This is a genomic window from Haladaptatus sp. CMAA 1909, assembly GCF_043952005.1.
In the GTDB taxonomy this organism is placed as follows: Archaea; Halobacteriota; Halobacteria; order Halobacteriales; family Haladaptataceae; genus Haladaptatus.
The window spans coordinates 2709777-2728246 of sequence record NZ_JBIOAV010000001.1 but is presented as its reverse complement, the minus strand read 5'-3'; the positions used below and the strand labels follow the sequence as shown (position 1 = coordinate 2728246).

At 63.6% G+C, this 18470-nt stretch carries 18 protein-coding genes and 1 pseudogene; 14 read left to right on the top strand and 5 right to left on the bottom strand.

From position 1 onward, the window contains the following. Nucleotides 1-78 precede the first annotated feature (78 nt). The gene (locus ACGYLY_RS14855) at nucleotides 79-1803 is read left to right on the top strand and encodes a DNA mismatch repair protein (protein WP_395291179.1); all 1725 of its coding nucleotides are present in this window, start codon (nucleotides 79-81) and stop codon (nucleotides 1801-1803) included. 21 nt (nucleotides 1804-1824) lie between these two features. Here the strand turns inward: ACGYLY_RS14855 and ACGYLY_RS14850 are convergent, their stop codons facing one another. Continuing rightward, a complete protein-coding gene (locus tag ACGYLY_RS14850) occupies nucleotides 1825-2028 on the bottom strand; it encodes a DUF4177 domain-containing protein (protein ID WP_395291178.1) in 204 nt (67 codons plus the stop codon). 74 nt (nucleotides 2029-2102) lie between these two features. Beyond that, the gene (locus ACGYLY_RS14845; protein ID WP_395291177.1) at nucleotides 2103-2540 is read right to left on the bottom strand and encodes an SHOCT domain-containing protein; all 438 of its coding nucleotides are present in this window, start codon (nucleotides 2538-2540) and stop codon (nucleotides 2103-2105) included. A gap of 152 nt (nucleotides 2541-2692) precedes the next feature. On the opposite strand from ACGYLY_RS14845, the gene ACGYLY_RS14840 reads away from it, so the two are divergent. From ACGYLY_RS14840 to ptsP, 11 genes and pseudogenes are all read left to right on the top strand, one after another. Continuing rightward, on the top strand, nucleotides 2693-3601 hold the full coding sequence (locus tag ACGYLY_RS14840) for a winged helix-turn-helix domain-containing protein (protein WP_395291176.1): 909 nt from the start codon (nucleotides 2693-2695) through the stop codon (nucleotides 3599-3601). Between the two features lie 77 nt (nucleotides 3602-3678). Continuing rightward, complete coding sequence (locus ACGYLY_RS14835; RefSeq protein ID WP_395291175.1) at nucleotides 3679-4551, top strand: DUF5694 domain-containing protein; 873 nt, start codon at nucleotides 3679-3681, stop codon at nucleotides 4549-4551. 31 nt (nucleotides 4552-4582) lie between these two features. Further along, nucleotides 4583-5596, top strand: a complete 1014-nt coding sequence (locus ACGYLY_RS14830) for a lamin tail domain-containing protein (protein ID WP_395291174.1) — start codon at nucleotides 4583-4585, stop codon at nucleotides 5594-5596. Between the two features lie 174 nt (nucleotides 5597-5770). After that, the gene (locus tag ACGYLY_RS14825) at nucleotides 5771-6568 is read left to right on the top strand and encodes an HpcH/HpaI aldolase/citrate lyase family protein (RefSeq protein ID WP_395291173.1); all 798 of its coding nucleotides are present in this window, start codon (nucleotides 5771-5773) and stop codon (nucleotides 6566-6568) included. 146 nt (nucleotides 6569-6714) lie between these two features. Next, nucleotides 6715-7740 (top strand): annotated as a pseudogene (locus ACGYLY_RS14820) (aldo/keto reductase). A 75-nt stretch (nucleotides 7741-7815) separates the two neighbouring features. Next, nucleotides 7816-8259, top strand: coding sequence for an arsenic resistance N-acetyltransferase ArsN2 (arsN2, locus tag ACGYLY_RS14815; protein WP_395291172.1), 444 nt, complete (start codon nucleotides 7816-7818; stop codon nucleotides 8257-8259). Between the two features lie 230 nt (nucleotides 8260-8489). Continuing rightward, nucleotides 8490-10028 carry a glycerol kinase GlpK gene (glpK, locus tag ACGYLY_RS14810; RefSeq protein ID WP_395291171.1) on the top strand — a complete coding sequence of 513 codons (1539 nt, stop codon included), beginning with the start codon at nucleotides 8490-8492 and terminating at the stop codon, nucleotides 10026-10028. A 1-nt stretch (nucleotide 10029) separates the two neighbouring features. After that, a complete protein-coding gene (locus ACGYLY_RS14805; RefSeq protein WP_395291170.1) occupies nucleotides 10030-11016 on the top strand; it encodes an MIP/aquaporin family protein in 987 nt (328 codons plus the stop codon). Nucleotides 11017-11025: 9 nt separating this feature from the next. Then, entirely contained in the window at nucleotides 11026-11265 is a 240-nt protein-coding gene (locus ACGYLY_RS14800; protein ID WP_231187085.1) for a hypothetical protein, read from the top strand. A 64-nt stretch (nucleotides 11266-11329) separates the two neighbouring features. After that, the gene (locus tag ACGYLY_RS14795) at nucleotides 11330-11599 is read left to right on the top strand and encodes an HPr family phosphocarrier protein (protein WP_395291258.1); all 270 of its coding nucleotides are present in this window, start codon (nucleotides 11330-11332) and stop codon (nucleotides 11597-11599) included. Continuing rightward, nucleotides 11596-13299 (top strand): phosphoenolpyruvate--protein phosphotransferase, encoded by a 1704-nt coding sequence (ptsP, locus tag ACGYLY_RS14790; protein WP_395291169.1) that lies wholly within the window; start codon nucleotides 11596-11598, stop codon nucleotides 13297-13299. The genes ACGYLY_RS14795 and ptsP overlap by 4 nt, the downstream gene beginning before the upstream one ends. 61 nt (nucleotides 13300-13360) lie before the next feature. On the opposite strand, the gene dhaM is transcribed toward ptsP, so the two are convergent. The 3 genes from dhaM to dhaK form a co-directional block, all read right to left on the bottom strand. Beyond that, nucleotides 13361-13741 carry a dihydroxyacetone kinase phosphoryl donor subunit DhaM gene (gene dhaM / locus ACGYLY_RS14785; RefSeq protein ID WP_395291168.1) on the bottom strand — a complete coding sequence of 127 codons (381 nt, stop codon included), beginning with the start codon at nucleotides 13739-13741 and terminating at the stop codon, nucleotides 13361-13363. Then, nucleotides 13742-14473 (bottom strand): dihydroxyacetone kinase subunit DhaL, encoded by a 732-nt coding sequence (gene dhaL, locus ACGYLY_RS14780; protein ID WP_395291167.1) that lies wholly within the window; start codon nucleotides 14471-14473, stop codon nucleotides 13742-13744. A 489-nt stretch (nucleotides 14474-14962) separates the two neighbouring features. Next, on the bottom strand, nucleotides 14963-15964 hold the full coding sequence (gene dhaK, locus ACGYLY_RS14775) for a dihydroxyacetone kinase subunit DhaK (protein ID WP_395291166.1): 1002 nt from the start codon (nucleotides 15962-15964) through the stop codon (nucleotides 14963-14965). 156 nt (nucleotides 15965-16120) lie between these two features. Here dhaK and ACGYLY_RS14770 point away from each other — a divergent pair, with 156 nt between their 5' ends. Together ACGYLY_RS14770 and ACGYLY_RS14765 are read left to right on the top strand one after the other, a co-directional pair. Continuing rightward, nucleotides 16121-17701, top strand: a complete 1581-nt coding sequence (locus tag ACGYLY_RS14770; protein WP_395291165.1) for a HEAT repeat domain-containing protein — start codon at nucleotides 16121-16123, stop codon at nucleotides 17699-17701. Between the two features lie 30 nt (nucleotides 17702-17731). Then, entirely contained in the window at nucleotides 17732-18466 is a 735-nt protein-coding gene (locus ACGYLY_RS14765; protein WP_395291164.1) for a hypothetical protein, read from the top strand. Nucleotides 18467-18470: the final 4 nt, after the last annotated feature.

Sequence of the window (18470 nt, the reverse complement as noted above, 5' to 3'; positions counted from 1 at the left end):
AACATAAACTCACCACGGCCTCCTCTATGTTTCGGTCGAACGGGAATGATTAATAGCCGTCCGTGTCAGCGGACAGGTATGAGGCTGGAGGATTACTGGGGCGTCGGGCCGAAGACGAGCGAACTGCTCGAAGCCGAACTGGGCGTCGAACGAGCGATTCGAGCGATCGAATCGACCGACGTTCGCGCACTCACGGCCGCGGGGTTGTCCCGCGGCCGAGCGACGCGAATCCTTCGACAGGCCAACGGCGGCGAGGGAATGGCGGTCCTCGCCACCCGCGACGCCCGCTCGGTGTACAAATCGTTGCTCGACCTCGCGAGCGATTACGCCATCACGCCCGACGCTGGCGACCGAATCCGGGTTTTGACGCCGGTTCGCTCCCGGGAGGAGGCCACAGAACGACTCGATTCCGTTATGGCCGCCGTCGAATCGTGGGACGAACTGAACGAGGGGACGCGAACGACCGTTCTCGATGCCTTCGAGGAGTACGACGGCAGCGAGCGAACCGCGGTGGAGACGGCGATTTCCCTCCAGCAGACCGGCGTGACCGACGGCGCGTTCGCCACGGTGGCCGCCATCAACGCGGACGACCTCGCCGTCGCCGCCGGTGCCCTGGGAAAACTCGACGACGGCACGGTTGCCGAGGGGGCGGACGATGAACTCGACCGCCTCCGGGCCGCGCTGACCGCGGTCGAACGCCTCGAAAGCGGTGCCTTGGACGTGCTCGAATCCGTCCAATCCGGCGACGTGCGGACGCCGGACGAGTTCCGCGAGAGCTACGTCGAGTACGTCGCCCGCGAAACCGATATCGAACCGCAGCGAATCCGCGACGCGACGGTCGGTGAGGCCACCGACGCCACCGATTTCGTCGGCGGGTCGCTCCGCGAACTCGTCGCCGAAACGAAGCGCGCCGTCGAAGAGCGCGAGGAAACGGTCGTTTCGGCGCTCGAAACCGACATCGAAACTGCCCGCGACGCCATCGACGCCGCCGTGTCGGCCGTGAGCGACCTCGCGGTTTCGCTGTCGCTCGCCCGCTTTGCCGACGCGTTCGACATGACGCGCCCGGAGTTCGTGGACTCCGGATTCGCCGTCGACGATGCACGAAACCTGTTTCTCGCCACCGCGGGAGACGTGCAACCCATCACCTACGGCATCGGCGACCACGGAATCGCCGGTCCACCGAAGGGCGACCGAGTGACGGTCCTGACCGGCGCGAACAGCGGCGGGAAGACGACCCTGCTCGAAACGCTGTGTCAGATCGGTCTGCTGGCACAGATGGGGCTTCCCGTTCCCGCCTCGCACGCACAGGTGTCGATTTCGGACGCCATCGTCTTCCACCGCCGCCACGCGAGTTTCAACGCGGGCGTGCTCGAATCCACGCTCCGAAGTATCGTCCCGCCGCTCACGAACGACGGGCGGACGCTCATGCTGGTGGACGAGTTCGAGGCCATCACGGAACCCGGCAGCGCCGCGAACCTCCTCCACGGACTCGTCAGCCTGACCGTCGATAGGGGCGCGCTCGGCGTGTTCGTGACCCACCTCGCGGACGACCTGAACCCGCTCCCCGGACGGGCGCGCAAGGACGGCATCTTCGCCGAGGGGCTGAACGAGGAGTTGGACCTCCTCGTCGATTACCAGCCGCGGTTCCAGACGGTCGGCAAGTCCACGCCGGAGTTCATCGTCTCGCGCCTCATCGCCTCCTCGGACGACCGGGCGGAACGCGCCGGATACGACGTCCTCGGCCGCGCCGTCGGCGAGGCGCTGATTCAGGAGACGCTGGACTCGTGGGCGGACGCGGAGTAAATCGCTCGGTGGACCGCTCCGTCACTCCACCGGTCGCTTGAAAACTAACGCGCTCGTCTCGCTCTTCGGTCGCCCACCGAGCGTTTTGTTCGATCCGGTCAGCGACGACGCCAGTTCCCAGCCCTCTTCCCCGAGTTCGTTGAGGTCTGCCTCGGTCGGTTCTTCACTCCCGCCGAACAGCCCGCCGTCGGACAGTTCCACGATTTTGTACTCCCATTCGTCCATGGAGCCGTATTGTCCCGTTTTTCCGTATAAACCTTCGCCCGAAGGAAATCGCCACTATCTCCCCCAATCGTGGCTCAGTTCCGCTCTACGTCCCGTTCCTTCCGTCGCAGTCGTTCCTCGACGTCCTCCACGGTGTCATTTTCCATGAGCCGCTCCAGTTTTCGCTCGAACTGCTCGTCGGTGAGTTCGCCCCGCGCATAGCGGTTTTTGAGGGTTTCGAGGGCGTCCCTGTTGTTCGGTTCGCCGGTTTCGGCGGGTTCGCTGGAACGTTCGTTACCGTTCGACCAGTCCCACCAATCGTCGTCCCACATATCGTCCCACCACTCTTCGTCGCCCTCGCCGTCACCGAACAGCATTTCGACTATCGGAATGACGACGACGTAGCCGAAAAGCATCGCCGGAAGCCACCAACTCTGGCCGGTAAAGAGAGCGAGAAGCCAGAACCCCGTGACGAGAATCGACGCGATTTCAGTCGCGTTCTCGCGGAAGCGCTCGCTCGGTGTGTCGCCCATATCGGTTCGTTTCGGCGCTGGAATATAAATCGTCCTTCTTGTTCACTCGTCCACTCGTTCGGCGTCGATTCTCGGAACCGTCCCTTCGGTTCGGGACGTTCCTCGAACTCCGGAACCACACTACTTTGGTTCCGTTCTCGTAACGATGCAGTATGGAACGTGACGACGATCCAACCACTACGCGACTCGCCCCCGACGAGGCGTTCGGGTTGCTCGGCGACGAGACCCGGTTCGAAATCCTGCGGGTGCTGAATCGGGCCGAGGAGGCGTTGTCCTTCTCGGAACTTCGGACCCGCGTCGGTGCGGACGACCCCGGCGGATTCAACTACCACCTCGGGAAGCTTACGGGACAGTTCGTCCGCAAGACTGAGGACGGCTACGACGTCGCACCGCCGGGGGAACGGGTCGTCGGGGCCGTCATGTCCGGCGGGTACACCGCGGAGTTCAGCGCCGACTCCGTCCCGGTCGATGGGGACTGTCTCCACTGCGGGGGGCGGTTGGAAGCGGTCTTTCGGGACCACGGAATCACCATCGACTGTACGGGCTGTGAGTGGATGTTCACGGACCCGGAAATTCCCGCGGGACTCATGGACGGGATGGACGCGGCGGCGGCACCGAACGTCGTCGCCCGATGGCTCCGTACTTTGGACGAGGCCGCCGAGGTCGGCATGTGTGCGAACTGCTACGGGCGGTTGGATTCGACGCTGTACCTCTCCGACGACGAGGACGCACCCGACTGGCTCGAAGGTAGCGGATTGGTCGGAATGGAGTTCCACGAGTGCGGTCGGTGCGGTCACAGGTACAATCGGTCCGTTCAGTTGGCCGTCCTCTCGCACCCGCTGGTCGCCGCGTTCCACTACGAACATGGCATCGACCTCCGCGAAACGCCGCGGTGGGAACTCCCGTGGTTGAAGGAGGACAATGCGACCGTCGAATCCACCGACCCGCTTCGTATCGCGGTTCCCATGACCCTCGACGGTGAGACGAGGATATTCGTTTTCGACCGCGAGTTGGACGTCGTGGAACGGCACGATGGGGAAGTACTGACAACCGAAGAGTAGAACCGCTCTTTTGTAACCTCGCGTATAGAAATTCAATTCTACGAACACTTATTCCCGGAGCGTCGGTCGTCCCGTCCATGGCGAATAGGAACGACGCGCGGACGCCGAACGGATGGCCGGAACCGACCTCCGAGCAGGTGCAGGTGATGTTGCTCGGTACCTATCACATGGACAATCCGGGATTGGACGAGGTGAACGTCGATGCCGACGACGTGCTCGTCGACCGCCGACAGGCCGAACTGCGCGATTTGGTCGCCCGCGTTTCGGAGTGGAACCCGGACAGGGTCGCCGTCGAACGACCGTACGACCGAAACGAGGCGATAAACGACCTGTATCGAGAGTACCGGTCGGGTGGACGGGCCTACGACCGCGAAGAGACGTTTCCCGCGCCACACTCGGAACGGAGTGAACCCACGACCGAATGCCGAAGCGAAATCGTCCAAGTCGGTTTCCGGCTCGCCGACCACCTCGGCCACGAGCGGGTCGCCGCAATAGACGAATATCCTGAAGAACCCGACACCGACCCGTTCGAGGACCGCGACGTCGATTCGAGTCGGAAGACCGACATCGAACTCGTCGACAACGACACCGTACAGCGTGAGAGCGACGAACGACTCTCGTCCTCCACGATTCCCGAGTACTTCGCGTGGATCAACGACAAAGAGGAGCGCCGGGAAAACCACGATTTCATGTTCGATAGGGGAATTCGTGCGGCGGACGAGCGATTCGGGAGTCCGCTGGCGCTCGCGTACTGGTACGACCGAAACATCAGGATGGTCCATCACCTGTGGCGGACCATGGACGCCACGGACGACCGAATCCTGTTCCTCGTCGGGGCGGGTCACGTTCGCGTTCTCCGGCACCTTCTCACGGAGGCTCCGATGTTCTGTCCGGTCAGTCCGCTCCCGTATCTACCGGCACGCGACCGAGACGCCGAAGGAGTCGCATAGATTTAACCGCCGGAAGCGTCTCGGTTTCCTCGTGTCTTTAACGGGCTCCTCGCGGCCGGTCTCCGTCGCCGTCGTCCTCCTCGTCTGTGCGAGCGTCCTGACCGCCGGGTGTGCGTCGGTGCAGGATACCACGACGCCCCGCCCCGACGGAACCGCCTCGATCGGCGACTCCCGGTCCCAATCCCGCCACTGGACGGTTACCATCACCAGAATCGTGGACGGCGACACCGTGGAGTTCCGCTACGCGAACGGAACGGAGGAGACGGGTCGCCTCCTCGGCGTCGATACGCCGGAGGTCCACACCGAAAACGACCCGACGGAGTTCGAGGAGGTCCCCGACGACCGGAGCGGAGAGCGGTGTCTCCGCGATTGGGGGCACAAGGCGAGCGAGTTCGCCAGAACCGAACTCGTGGACGAGCGAGTGACGATCACGCTCGACGCGAACGAGGGACCGCGGGGCTACTACGGCCGATTGCTGATTTACGTCCGCGAATCGGACGGCACGCTCTTCAACTACCAACTGGTGAAACAGGGCTACGCGCGGGTGTACGACAGCGAGTTCACCGAGCGCGACCGGTTTTACGCCGCCGAATCACGTGCACAGAAGGACGGCGTCGGCCTCTGGGAGTGTGCGAACGGACGAGCGAGCAGGGGTGAACAAGGAAGCACGGACGAACCGACGACCCGAGTGGCGACCGACGGCGGGACGGACGGCCTCACCGTCGCTCGAATCCACGCCGACGCGGACGGCAACGACCACCAGAACTTGAACGACGAGTACGTCGTTCTGAAGAACACCGGAGACGTGACCCTCGACCTCTCCGGATGGACGATTTCGGACGACGGCGGGCACACGTACCGCGTGCCGTCGGGTGTGACGCTGGCGGGCGGGAAGACGCTCACGCTCTACACGGGGAGCGGGTCCGACTCGGCGTCGGAACGCTACTGGAACGCCGACGGTGCCGTCTGGAACAACGACGAGGATACGGTCGTCGTACGGGACACGAGCGGGAACGTGGTGGTGCGCGCGGAATATTCCGGTTGACGGGTGGTGTTCTCCGAGAGCGTGTTCGACTCGCCAGCGCGGACCAGCAGCGCTACTACCGTCGCTAGCGTACCACGTTCGCCGACCCGACACCGATAGCGGTGCGAAATCGAACACAGGTGGCGCGAAACGCACCGTCGAACAACCCGTGTCGGTGCCCGGTTGGGGGGACTCATGGAACGAGAAAGAAACACGACAAGTTTGCGAAAGCGACTCGAACGCGGCGACGTCACGCTCGGGATGGCCGAAGACACGTACTCGCCGACGCTCGTCGAACTGTACGGCGATCTCGGACTCGATTTCGTTTGGATCGATTTCGAACACGCGGGGCCGAGTCCATGGGACGCAGGCGCGGTGGAATCGTTGCTCCGCGCGAGCGAGCTGACTGGTACGGAGCTGTTGGTTCGGGTACCGGTTACGGAACCGGCGCTCGTTCGAAAAGTACTGGATGCCGGCGTGAGGAACGTGTTCCTCTCACATGTCGATACGGCTGACGAGGTGCGGGATATCGTGCGGGCAGCGTACTTCCGCTACGACGGTGGGCCGGGCGAACGCGGCCTCGCGGTTCCACGAGCGAGTCGGTGGGGATTGGAGGACGACTACGCGGCCGCCGAGGACGAAGCGGTGCTCGTCGGGGTGACGATAGAGTCCTTGGAGGCGGTCGAGAACATCGATTCTATCCTCGACGTTCCAAATCTCGGCTTCGTCTTCGTCGGTCCGTTCGACCTTTCGGTCGCGGTCGGGTCTCCCGGGGAACTCGATAATCCGGACGTACAGGACGCCGTGGAAACCGTTCGTTCGAGGAGCGTCGAACGAGGCGTACCCGTGGGTAACCTCGGCTTCGGAATGGAGGACGTCAACGAGAAGGCTGGAAACGGGTATCAAATCCTCAACGTCGGCACGACCGCCCTCGCGATTCAAGAGATAGTCGCCGAGTGGTTGAACGCGTACGAGGAACCCCGAAACCGATAGCCCGAACGACACTTCATGCCCGACTTGTTTTCAACCTGCTGTATTTTCTCCCGGTATCGCTACGTCAGGTCCTACTTCCCTTCGTATACCGCCCCACAACTGACCGCTTTCCCGAAGTTTACCACCTTCCCCGACGACCCACTCCCATGGAGTATCGAACTCTCGGTTCGACCGGCACGAAAGTCTCTGAACTGTGTTTCGGAACGTGGCGGTTCGCCATGGAGTCCGACGGCACGGTCGAGACGGATTACGACACGGCACACGACCTGCTGGACACGGCGTGGGAGAACGGCATCAACTTCATCGATATCACCAGAACGCCTCGCGTTCTGGTTAACTGCCGGACGTAGTCCGGCAATACGGCGAACGTCTACGGCGACCCGAACGGCACCAGCGAGGAGTGGATCGGCGACTGGTTGTCCGAGTACGACCGCGAGGATTTCGTCATCGCATCGAAGGTGTACTTCCCCTTCGACGGGTGGGGCGAACCCGGACCAAACGACTCCGGTCTCTCGCGCAAACACATCCGGAGGCAGATTCAGGGCACGCTCGACCGTCTCGGCACCGACTACCTCGACGTCTACTACATCCACCGCTGGGACGAGGAGACGCCCATCGAGGAGACGCTCTCCACGTTGACAGAACTCGTCGATGAAGGCAAGGTGAACTACCTCGGGGCGTCCACCATGGCGGCGTGGCAACTCACGAAGGCGCTCTGGGAAAGCGACGTGAACGGCTTCGAACGCTTCGACGTGACTCAGCCGATGTACCACGCGGCGGCCAGCGGCCCGGTGGAGGACTACCTCGACGTCTGTGCCGACCAGGACATCGCGGTCTGTCCGTACTCGCCGCTCGCGGGCGGGTTCCTGACCGGAAAGTACGAACGCGACGGCGACATCCCGGCCGGGTCGCGCGCCGACCTCGTGGACTACTTCGAGGACTACTACATGTCCGAGGAGGGCTGGGAGGTACTGGACGAGGTTCGGGGCATCGCGGACGAACTCGACGCCACCCCGGCACAGGTCGCGCTCCGATGGCTCATCCAACAGCGCGATTTCTCCTGTACGCCGATCGTTGGCGCGCGGACCGTCGAGCAGTTGGAGGAGAACGTCGGCGCGGCCGATATCGAACTTTCAACGGACCAGTACGACCGCATCGCGGACGCGAGCTAAAACGCCGGTTCGAACCCGTCCGAACGCGGGTCGCTGGGGGAACGTACTTTACGCTCGTTCCCGCATTCGTTCCCGATGAGCGAGACGACACTCGTGCTTCGACAGGCGGATGACGCTCACCGCTCGTATATTCGAACGCTGCTGAAGGAAAACGGGTTACCGTTCGAGGACGTCGGGCCGAAACTGGACTGTTTCTACGTCGCCCACGCTGGACCCGACCCCGTCGGTATCGGTGGCGTCGAAGTTCACGGAACGGACGGCCTTCTACGGTTGGTCGTCGTGGAGCGAGGCGCTCGTGACGAAGGCTACGGAAGCGTACTCTGTGCCCGATTGGAGGAACGAGCGACCGCCGACGGGGTGGAGACCCTTCACCTACTGACGACGACGGCAGCGGAGTTCTTCGCCGGACTAGAGTACGTCGAAGCGTCCCGTGGGACTGCTCCCGACGCCATCCGGCAGACGACGGAATTCGACGACCTGTGTCCCGACACCGCGACATATATGCGGAAGTCGCTGTGACGTCGGTTTCGAGTCTCGTTCACGTGTCCATCTTCCGAAACTCGACGGTGAACGAACTCTCCGTTGTCACAATCCGATGACTCCGGGAGTAAACTGAACGGAACCGACCGGTTCAACGAGGCCTGAGGTGCCGAAACCGACGTGGGAAAACATAATTATTCTCCGTCCCGTCTCTTTCCCGAGGTGTGGCCGAACGTGACAATGAACCGGCGCACCGAATGGGGGAGACAATGTCTGAAACCTACGTCGGCGCTATCGACCAAGGAACGACCGGAACGCGGTTCATGCTGTTCGACCACGACGGTCGGGTCGTCCAAAGCGCCTACGAAAAACACGAACAGAAATACCCGGAACCGGGATGGGTCGAGCACGACCCGCTCGAAATCTGGGAGAACACAAAACACGTCGTCACCACCGCGTTGGAGGAAGCCGACGTTTCCGCGGACCGGCTGGAAGCCATCGGCATCACCAACCAGCGCGAGACGACCCTGCTGTGGGACAAGGACAGCGGCAGTCCGGTCCACGACGCCATCGTCTGGCAGGACCGTCGGACGACCGACCGCGTGGAGCAGTTGGAAGACGAGGGGAAGGTAGACGACATCCGCGCGAAAACCGGGTTGGAACCCGACGCGTACTTCTCGGCGACGAAGGCCGAGTGGTTGCTCGACAATGCCGACCCGATAAAGCTCCAGCGCGCCCGACCGCAGGACATCCACGAGCGTGCCGAGGAGGGCGAAATCCTCTTCGGCACCATCGACACGTGGTTGATTTACAACCTGACCGGCGAACACATCACGGACGTGACGAACGCATCCCGAACGATGCTGTTCGACATCCACGAGATGGACTGGGACGACGACCTCTGTGCGGAGTTCGACGTCCCGCGCGAGATGTTGCCCGAGGTCCGACCGTCGAGCGACGACGAGACGTACGGTTCGACCGACCCGGACGGCTTTTTGGGTGCCGAAGTCCCCGTGGCTGGCGCGTTCGGCGACCAGCAGGCGGCGCTGTTCGGGCAGACCTGCTTCGACGCGGGCGACGCGAAGAACACCTACGGGACGGGCAGTTTCTTCCTCCTGAACACCGGCGAGGACGCGGTCGAGAGCGAACACGGTCTCCTGACGACGGTCGGGTTCCAGCGCTCGGGCGAACCGGTCCAATACGCGCTCGAAGGAGCCATTTTCGTCACCGGCGCGGCCATCGAATGGCTCGTAGATGTCGGCTTCATCGGCGACGCGGCTGAGACGGAGACGATGGCTCGAAGCGTCGATTCGACGGACGGCGTGTACATGGTTCCGGCGTTCACGGGACTCGGCGCGCCCCACTGGAACCAGCGCGCTCGCGGCACCCTCGTCGGAATGACACGGGGTACTCGCCCCGAGCACATCGTCCGGGCGACGCTCGAATCCATCGCGTATCAGACCCGCGACGTGGCCGAAGCGATGGAGGCCGACAGCGGCATCGACATCGAGTCGCTGAAGGTCGACGGCGGTGCGGTGAAGAACAACTTCCTCTGCCAACTGCAAGCCGACATCCTCGGTGCCGACATCGTTCGTCCCGTGGTGGACGAGACGACGGCGCTCGGGTCGGCCTACGCCGCCGGCCTCGCCGTCGGCTACTGGGACTCCGTGGACGACCTGCGAAAGAACTGGCAGGTCGACCGCGAGTTCGAACCGAAGATGTTAGAAACCGAGGCGGACGCGAAGTACGACCGCTGGGAGGACGCCGTCGAGCGCTCCCTTGGATGGGCACGCGAAGGAGGTGCCTGAGATGACGGACGAAGCGACAATCGGCGGCGGCGAACCAGTCTCGGATGGCGGGGAAACCGCCACCGACGACGGCTCGGTGGAGGAGTACTGGGGCGCGAAGTACGTGAACGAACTCGTCGGGACGTTCATCCTCGTTCTCCTCGGCGACGGTGCCGTCACCGTCTCGGTGTTGACGGGCGGGTTCGACCTGTTCGGCGTGGCCGTCCTGTGGGGATTCGCGGTGATGTTCGCGGTGTACTGGGTCGGCGGCGTCTCGGAGGGACACATCAACCCGGCCGTGACCATCGCGAACGCCATCTGGCGGGACTTCCCGTGGAAACACGTTCCGGGCTACATCGTCGCCCAAATCGTGGGAGCGTTCTTGGCGGCCGGGACGTTGCTCGTCACGTGGTCTGGCTACTATCAAAGTTTCAGCGAGGCGAACAACGTGGTTCGTGGCCAACCCGGCAGTTCCATCACCGGAATGACGCTCTGGACGTTCTTCCCGAATCCCGCCTTCGCGGGCGTGAAAGTGGGGGACTACAACTCGCTTCAGCAGGCCGCGTCGCTCGTCTCGTTCCCGCAAGCGTTCTTCAGCGAGATGGTCATCACGGCCATCCTCGTCGCCGTCATCTTCGCGCTCGTGGACGACGAGAACCCGATGGGTACGCGGGCGACGCCCGGAATCGCGGCGCTCCTCATCGGACTGCTCGTCGCGGCGCTCGTCCAGTACGAGGCACCCATCAGCATGGCGGCGTTGAACCCTGCCCGCGACCTCGGTCCGCGAATCATGGGGTACATCGCCGGATGGGGTCGAATCGCCTTCCCCGGACCGCGCGGCGGCTGGTGGCTTCCGACCGTTTCCACCATCGTCGGCGGTATCATCGGCGGCGGGTTGTACGACTTCCTGACACGTCGATACGTGATAAAGCTCGAAGCCGAGGAGATAGAACCCGAAGAACCGGCGGTCCACGACGAGGAGCAAGAACGACCCGCCGGAGGGAGTTAGAGCGGGACCGTGACGACTTCGGACGATCCGAAGCGTTCGACCGGTGCCTACCTCCGGTTGGTGTTTCTTGACCCGGTGAGCCTCGCGGGACTGGTCGTCCTCGCGTGTGGACTCGCGCTCGTCGCAGTCTCCGCGCCGGGACCTCCGGTCAACGAACCGCTCCTCGGCGGGTCGCTGATGTTGGTCGGCACGGTGTTGTTCGCGCTCGGCTACACTCGGGCGCAGTGGGGATTGCAGGAATGGGGGTGATGGCCGAAACGATGGCGGCGATAGCATGAAGCGGCTTCCACTCCAACTGTCGGCCATGCCTCGAATGGAACGAACCGTCACCATCGTCCCAGCGGACGGACTGCACGCCCGACCAGCCTCGAAATTCGTCAATAAAGCGAACGAGTTCGACGCCGACTGCACCGTCTCCCTCGTTGATGGCGACCCGGTCAACGCGGGAAGTATGCTGTCCGTGACGACGCTCAACGCCCGAAAGGGCGACGAAGTTCTCCTCGTGGCGGAGGGCGACGACGCTGAGGAAGCGCTCGATGCACTGACAGGAGTGCTCACCACTCCCGAGGAGAAGGAAGCGTGACGACGGAACTCTCGGGGACGGGAGTGACGCCGCGCGCCGGAATCGGTCGCGTCGTCTGGTATCGCGGAACGACCGACCTCGAAGACCCGCCCGACCCCGCGACCGTCGACCCCGACGAGGAACTCGCGGCGTTCGAGTCGGCACAGGAGGCCGCCCACGAGGAACTCGAACGCGAGCGGGAGCGGACGAGCGAACGCCTCGGGGAGGACGAAGCGGAGATTTTCGACGCACACCGCGCGTTCCTGGACGACCCGGAAATCGTCGGCGGTATCGAGACGGCCATCGAGAACGGTCTCCCGGCACCGCACGCGATTCGACGCGCGTTCACCGACCCCATCGCCCGTTTCGAGAACTTGGACGGGCCGATGGCCGAACGGGCCGACGACCTCCGCGACGTGCGCGACAGGTTGCTTCGACTCGTGACGGACGGCGACCGGATGGACCTCGGCGACCTTCCCGACGGGTCGGTTCTCGTCGCGGAACGGTTGACCCCGAGCGACACCGCACAACTCGACGCCGACGCGATCGCCGGATTCGCCACCATCTTCGGCGGCCGAACGTCGCATGCCGCGATTTTCGCCCGCTCGCTCGCCATCCCCGCCGTCGTCGGCGTCGGCGAGGAACTCGCCCAAGTCGGCGACGGGCGGGAACTGGTGGTCGACGGCGAGCGGGGAACGGTCGTCATCGATCCCGACGACGAGGCCCGAAATCGGGTTTCCGTCGCGGAGACGCCCATCGTGGCGGACCACGTTTCGACGGCGGATGGGGACGAAATCGAAGTCGCGGCCAACGTCGGGACGCTCGCGGAACTCGACGTGGCGGCCGAACAGGGTGCCGACGGCATCGGTCTCTTCCGAACGGAATTTCTGTTCCTCGACCGCGAAGCGCCGCCGGACGAGGAAGAACAGTACGAAGCCTACACCGCCGCGCTGTCGGCGTTCCCCGACGAACGCGTCGTCGTCAGGACGCTAGATATCGGCGGCGACAAACCGATTGCGTACCTCGACACGCCGGACGAGGCGAACCCGTTCCTCGGCGAGCGCGGAATCCGGCGCTCGCTCGGCCCCGATTCCGACCTGTTCGAGACCCAGTTGCGCGCCCTGCTCAGGGCCGCCGCCGACCACGAGGACTCGGATGGCTCCCTCGCCGTGATGTTCCCACTGGTCGCTAGCGTCGAGGAACTAGACGCGGCGCTCTCCCGCGTCGAATCGGTCGCGGAGGAGTTGGCCGAGGAGGGCACGACCCACGCCGTTCCCGAACTCGGCGTGATGATAGAGACGCCCGGGTCGGTGTTCATGGCCGAGGCGCTCGCCGAGCGGGTGTCGTTCCTCAGCATCGGGACGAACGACCTCACGCAGTACGTGATGGCCGCCTCCCGCGAAAACGAGCGGATTTCGGACCTCCACGACCCACGCTATCCCGCCGTCCTCCGCGCGATTCGTCGAACCGTGCGGGCGGGCCACGACGGGGACGCGTGGGTTGGCATGTGCGGCGAGATGGCTGGCGACCCCGACCTGACGGACCTCCTCGTCGGTCTCGGCTTGGACGAACTGAGCATGAGTGCGATTACGGTTCCCGACGTGAAGGCGAACGTCCCGGAAATCGACACGGACGACGCCGCCGAACGCTCCGACCGAATCCTCGCCGCCGAAACGCGCGAGGAAGTGGTTCGTCTGCTGTCGGTGGAAGACGCCGAATAAAATTGGAACCGTATTTTCCGAAACCGGCGGCGTCGGCCGCCTTCGACCTCCCTCCGACGAGTTACAACTTCGAAACCTCGGCCGCTTCCTCGGCCGCTTCGAGGACGGATTCTACGGTGGCCTTCGAACCGTTCGCCGTGACCGCCGCGTTGACGGCCCCTTCGAGGATCGGCGCGTCGGCGATTTCCGCCTCCACTTCGGCCATCTCGATGGCGAGTTCCGTGTTCATCACCGCGCTCCCCAAATCGACGAGGACGACGACGCCGTCCTCGTCGGAGAGCGAATCCAACGCCTCCTGTATCTCGGGGGCGCTCGTTCCGAGGCCGCCGTCCGGGTCGCCGCCGACCGCCACGATTGAAACGTCGTCCGCCATCTCCGCCGCCACTTCGCGAATCCCCTCCGCCGCTCGTTCACTGTGGGAGACGATTACGATGCCGATCATTCAGACGTCCTCCGGTTCGTCGTCATCGGGCGTCGGTTCCTCGTCCGGAACCGTCGGCGACTCCGCGTCCGCTTCGAGGTCCCCGTCGCCGAGGTATTCGACCGCCGTGTCCTGTATCTCCTCGACGATGAACAGCGTGCTCGTCGCGCCGGGATCCTGATGGCCGACCGACCGCCAGCCAAGGTACGACGCTCGCCCCTTCTTCGCCCGAATAGGCGTCGTGAAGTTGACGCCGCGCTCGCACGCGTCGACCGCCTTCGTAAGCGCTTCGACTGGTTCGAGGTCGTCCTCCTCGATGGACTTTTTGTAGGTGTGGACCGCGGGCGTCAATGCGTCCACCATCGTCTTCGCGCCGACCGGCGCGTCCCCCCTGTCCTGTACCTTCTCCAGAAACGCCTCGGCGAAGGCCACCGTCGATTCCGCCGTAACACCGTCGGATAGTTCCGCGCTCGCGCTCATAAACGACCCGCCGTACAGCGGTCCGGCGGCCCCGCCGACCTCCGAGATGAGCGTCACGCCGACCGTCTTCACGAGGTCTGCGGCGTCCGCCTCGTCCATTCCGTCCGTCTTTTCGAGCACGGCCTGAAAGCCGCGGTCCATGTTCGCGCCGTGGTCGGCGTCGCCGATGGCCGAGTCGAGGTCCGTCAGGTACTCCTTCTCGTCGGCCATTCGTGCCGCGACGTTCTCGATTGCAGAACGCACCGCATCCCGCTCCGTTGCTGTATCTGCCATCTCTATGCCGACCCCACGGGGCGGGGTAGGGTAAACCTTCGCTCGTGTCATCGGTGATCGGTTCCGATTCGGACAAGATCCCACCCATGGTATCGGGATGGGTTGTGACGGGATTGTGTATCGTGTTGGCGTTCCTCAAAACACATCAATCCACTGTGGATGCCTACCGAGTAGTTCAAACCGAGAGGACGGTCACTATCGTGACTCCGATTACGAATCCAACACCACCTCCGAGGAGGTCCGTAACGATTCGCGCCGGTGTCGACTGCAAAACGTTCAAGTCAGTAAATAATTTATCCGATAAAAAGGTGAGGAGGAACATACACCCGAGGACAATTACGACGCTCAGAACGTAACTGAGGACAGTCACCATATGTTCCAAACGTTTTGTTGGTACAAAAATAGCTCGAAAACGCGGTAGTCTATTCGATGTTACTGCCGGTGAAACTCCGTCTCACCCCGCGAAATAGTTCCGAAATATGATTTCGACTACGTCACCGTCAACGCCGGCGTCTCCACCGGATGCGCCAACAGTTCCTTCAACTCGTCGTCCAACGCCAACACCGTTACCGAACAGCCCTGCATGTCGAGCGAGGTCATGTAGTCGCCGACCCACGCGTCCCACGTCTCCAGTCCCTCGTCCTCCAGAATCGATTGGAGTTTCCGGTTCACGATGTACAGTTCCGACAGCGGGGTCCCGCCCATCCCGTTGACGATGGTGGCGATTTCGGTTCCCGAATCGAGGTCGAGGTCGTCGAGGACGTTTTCGGTCAGTCGCTCGGTGATTTCGTCCGCGGACATCGTCTCGGTCCGTTCGACGCCCGGTTCGCCGTGGATGCCGATGCCGAGTTCGATTTCGTCCTCGCCGAGGTCGAACGTCGGTTCGCCCTTCTCGGGCGTGATGCAGGAAGTCAGCGCGGTGCCCATCGTCGCCACGTTGTCGATGACCTTCTGGGCGACCCGCTGTACCTCGTCCAAATCGCCGCCCTCGTCAGCCATCGCGCCCGCGACCTTGTGGACGAAGATGGTGCCGCAGACTCCACGACGGCCGGAGGTGTACAGCGAATCTTCGACGGCCACGTCGTCGTTGACGACGACCTGCGCGACGTCCACGTCTGATTCCATCTCGGCCATCTCGCCCGCCGTCTCGAAGTTCATCACGTCGCCCTCGTAGTTCTTGATGACCATGAGGACGCCCTCGCCGCCGTCGCAGGCCTGTACCATCTCGCTCACCTCGTCCGCCGTCGGCGAGGTGAACACTTCGCCCGACGCCGCACCGTCCAGCATTCCTTGCCCAAGATAGCCCGCGTGTGTCGGTTCGTGCCCGCTCCCGCCGCCGCTCACGACGGCGACTTTCCCTTCGACCGGTGCGTCCGCTCGAACGAGGACGTTCGAGTCCGGCAGTCGTCGAACTTCGTCAGGATGTGCGGCGACCATCCCGTCCAGCATCTCGTCCACGACCGCCGACGGTTCGTTGATGAGTTTTTTCATGTGTCGTGTTACCATCTACTTCGTGGCGCATAAGGGTTCTTTCGATTATCGTGACAGTTCCCCGAAATTCTGGTATTTTTTTGCTTCCCGACCCGGTTCGGGGGACACACAACGATTATTGTATATCGGCTCTTCGATAGGTACGAAGGTTGAATTATGGGACGGTTCGACTCCGAGGAGCGCGATGTACGGCGATACGAGGACGGAGAGCGTGCGAACGTCTACTCGGTACGGGACGTTTCGGACCTCCTCGTGTCGCTCGACGCCGACGACCCGAAGCGACGCGCGAGCGCGGCGTGGGCGCTCGCGGAGGTGGCCGCCAACGCGCCGGAACGGGTTCCCGTCCCGGACCTGACACAGGCCATCACCCACGACGACCAGTGGGTGCGACGCGGCGCGACATGGGCGCTCGCGGAAGTCGCACAATCGAATCCCACCGACGCCAAACCGGCGATGAAACACGTCCCCGAGTTGGTCGAAGACGGCGACCCGTTGGTGCGCGAAAACGCCGTCGTGACCGTGGCTGGCGTGGCAGAAACGTATCCTCGGTCCGCGGAACCGGTGTTCGGTTCGCTTTTTTCGCTTCGAGACGAGGGGAGCGGAACCGTTCGACGGTACGCGACGGAGGCGATTCGACACATCTCCAATGCGCTTTCGGGGGCGACGCTGGACGGCCAACCGGTCGTCATCAGCGTTTCCGACCCGGAAACGGCGGCGGTGTTCCCCGTCGGAGCGAACGTCGTGCAGTCGGGACGGGGCGGGCCGGAAACGGGAACCGTCCGTATCGAACGGGCCTCGGAAGGCGAGGATGTATCGACGACTCGATCGGAATCGGGAGACGCTTTCCGCTCCGGAACCGGTCCGCCGTCCCCCGAAGACATCGAATCGCCGCAACCGCTTCCGGTCGAGTACGGCGATTTCGAGACGTTGCGTCCCGCCGGACGCTCGCCGCTCGTGGTCGCACACCACGCGCGGGCCGCGACCACCCGCGAACAGCACGCCATGACGACGCTGTTTACCCTCCGTCCCGACCATCGAACGCAGTCGATTATCGATTCGTTCTTCGACGCCATCGACCGGTGGGAGGTCATCCACGACCACGACCACGTGCTGACGGTTCGGGCGCGCGGAAGCGCCCCGCCGTGGGTCGCGACGGAGTTCACGGGTGGTGGGACGTTGGACGACCACGTGGTTGCCGGGTTGGAACCCTCGCTCTGGTTCGCACACGGCCTCGTCAGAACGGTTTCACACGCCCACGCACTCGGTGTGATTCACGGCGGCCTCTGTCCCCCCGCGGTTCGGTTCACGAGGACCTTCGGTTCGACGTGGCCCGTTCCGAAGGTCGGCGATTGGGGATTCGCCGAGGTGATGGCCGACGCCCGACTGTCGCCCGTGCCGCCGGGCTATGCCGCACCCGAGCATCTGGAACCCGAATCGTTCGGCGGCATCGACCACTCGACCGACGTGTACGGTCTCGGTGCTGTTTTGTACACCCTCTTCACCGGCAGTACGCCGTTCGTCGGTGACTCGCACTTCGTCGTAAAACAGGTGACGACGGACGCCCCGCCGACGCCGTCCGATGTGAATTCCGATGTGCCACCCGAAATCGACGACTGCCTCCGGCGCGCGATGGCGAAGCGCAAGTCGGACCGATACGAAACGATCGAGGACCTCCGGGTCGCTCTCGAACGAGTCATCGAGACACAGTATCCGGAACTGATGGGTCGAATATATTAAATAACTGCGCGCTCATCTCGGTGCACGCAGATGGTCATCTCACTCGCACAGGTCGGCGCCGACGCAAGCGGGGGCGTCGTGCGGTTCGTCGGTTCGGGTCTCCTCGCCGTCTCGGCCGGAATCTTCGGCTTCTACGCGTTCCGTAACCTGCAACTGAATCGGATGGAGTCCCAACGACCGTTCTGGTTCTACCTCGTCGCCATCGGCGTTGCGGGGGCTCTGTACGGCGTCCTCGGGATGGCGGGTGTGCTTTCGACGGGCCGATGGCTCCTCGCGCTCGCCCACGCGGCGTTTCTGTTCTGCACCGTCTTCCTCGCGTTCGCGATGCGCGAACTGTACTACAACAGCACGTTGGCCCCACCAGTTGACGAACGGCGGATTCCGCTGTCGCGACTGCGCCGGATCGAACTCGGGTTCGTCTGCGCCATCCTGTTCGAACTCCTCGTCGTCCTGGTCCTCGGTCACGGCTCCGTCGTCTCGTTCGTCAAAGGCCTCGGAAGCATCTCCTTCGCCGTCTACGGCATCGTCTTCGCCGACCGACTCGAATCGCTCGCACAGGGAACGTCCATCGACACGTTACGCCGCCACTTGCTTCCGGTTCTGGTCTGTTCGGGCCTCCTGGGCCTCGCCGACCTCGGCGTCGTCGTCGGCGTCGAGTCGGTGCTCGTGGGAAGCGTCGAAAGCGTCTTCGTGGTGATGATCGGCGCGTTCATGCTCACCGCGACGATTCGACTTCAGCAGAACGTTCGCGGGCTCTCGGCCTGATTTT

What these genes read in the sequence shown, in the direction of transcription:
- ACGYLY_RS14825 (WP_395291173.1), top strand. Translation starts at nt 5,771, where the DNA reads ATGGAACGAGAAAGAAACACGACAAGTTTGCGAAAGCGACTCGAACGC.
- dhaL (WP_395291167.1), bottom strand. Translation starts at nt 14,473, where the DNA reads ATGGCAGATACAGCAACGGAGCGGGATGCGGTGCGTTCTGCAATCGAG.
- ACGYLY_RS14770 (WP_395291165.1), top strand. Translation starts at nt 16,121, where the DNA reads ATGGGACGGTTCGACTCCGAGGAGCGCGATGTACGGCGATACGAGGAC.
- dhaM (WP_395291168.1), bottom strand. Translation starts at nt 13,741, where the DNA reads ATGATCGGCATCGTAATCGTCTCCCACAGTGAACGAGCGGCGGAGGGG.
- ACGYLY_RS14805 (WP_395291170.1), top strand. Translation starts at nt 10,030, where the DNA reads ATGACGGACGAAGCGACAATCGGCGGCGGCGAACCAGTCTCGGATGGC.
- ACGYLY_RS14835 (WP_395291175.1), top strand. Translation starts at nt 3,679, where the DNA reads ATGGCGAATAGGAACGACGCGCGGACGCCGAACGGATGGCCGGAACCG.
- glpK (WP_395291171.1), top strand. Translation starts at nt 8,490, where the DNA reads ATGTCTGAAACCTACGTCGGCGCTATCGACCAAGGAACGACCGGAACG.
- ACGYLY_RS14850 (WP_395291178.1), bottom strand. Translation starts at nt 2,028, where the DNA reads ATGGACGAATGGGAGTACAAAATCGTGGAACTGTCCGACGGCGGGCTG.
- ACGYLY_RS14765 (WP_395291164.1), top strand. Translation starts at nt 17,732, where the DNA reads ATGGTCATCTCACTCGCACAGGTCGGCGCCGACGCAAGCGGGGGCGTC.
- ACGYLY_RS14795 (WP_395291258.1), top strand. Translation starts at nt 11,330, where the DNA reads ATGGAACGAACCGTCACCATCGTCCCAGCGGACGGACTGCACGCCCGA.
- dhaK (WP_395291166.1), bottom strand. Translation starts at nt 15,964, where the DNA reads ATGAAAAAACTCATCAACGAACCGTCGGCGGTCGTGGACGAGATGCTG.
- ACGYLY_RS14855 (WP_395291179.1), top strand. Translation starts at nt 79, where the DNA reads ATGAGGCTGGAGGATTACTGGGGCGTCGGGCCGAAGACGAGCGAACTG.
- ACGYLY_RS14840 (WP_395291176.1), top strand. Translation starts at nt 2,693, where the DNA reads ATGGAACGTGACGACGATCCAACCACTACGCGACTCGCCCCCGACGAG.
- ACGYLY_RS14845 (WP_395291177.1), bottom strand. Translation starts at nt 2,540, where the DNA reads ATGGGCGACACACCGAGCGAGCGCTTCCGCGAGAACGCGACTGAAATC.
- arsN2 (WP_395291172.1), top strand. Translation starts at nt 7,816, where the DNA reads ATGAGCGAGACGACACTCGTGCTTCGACAGGCGGATGACGCTCACCGC.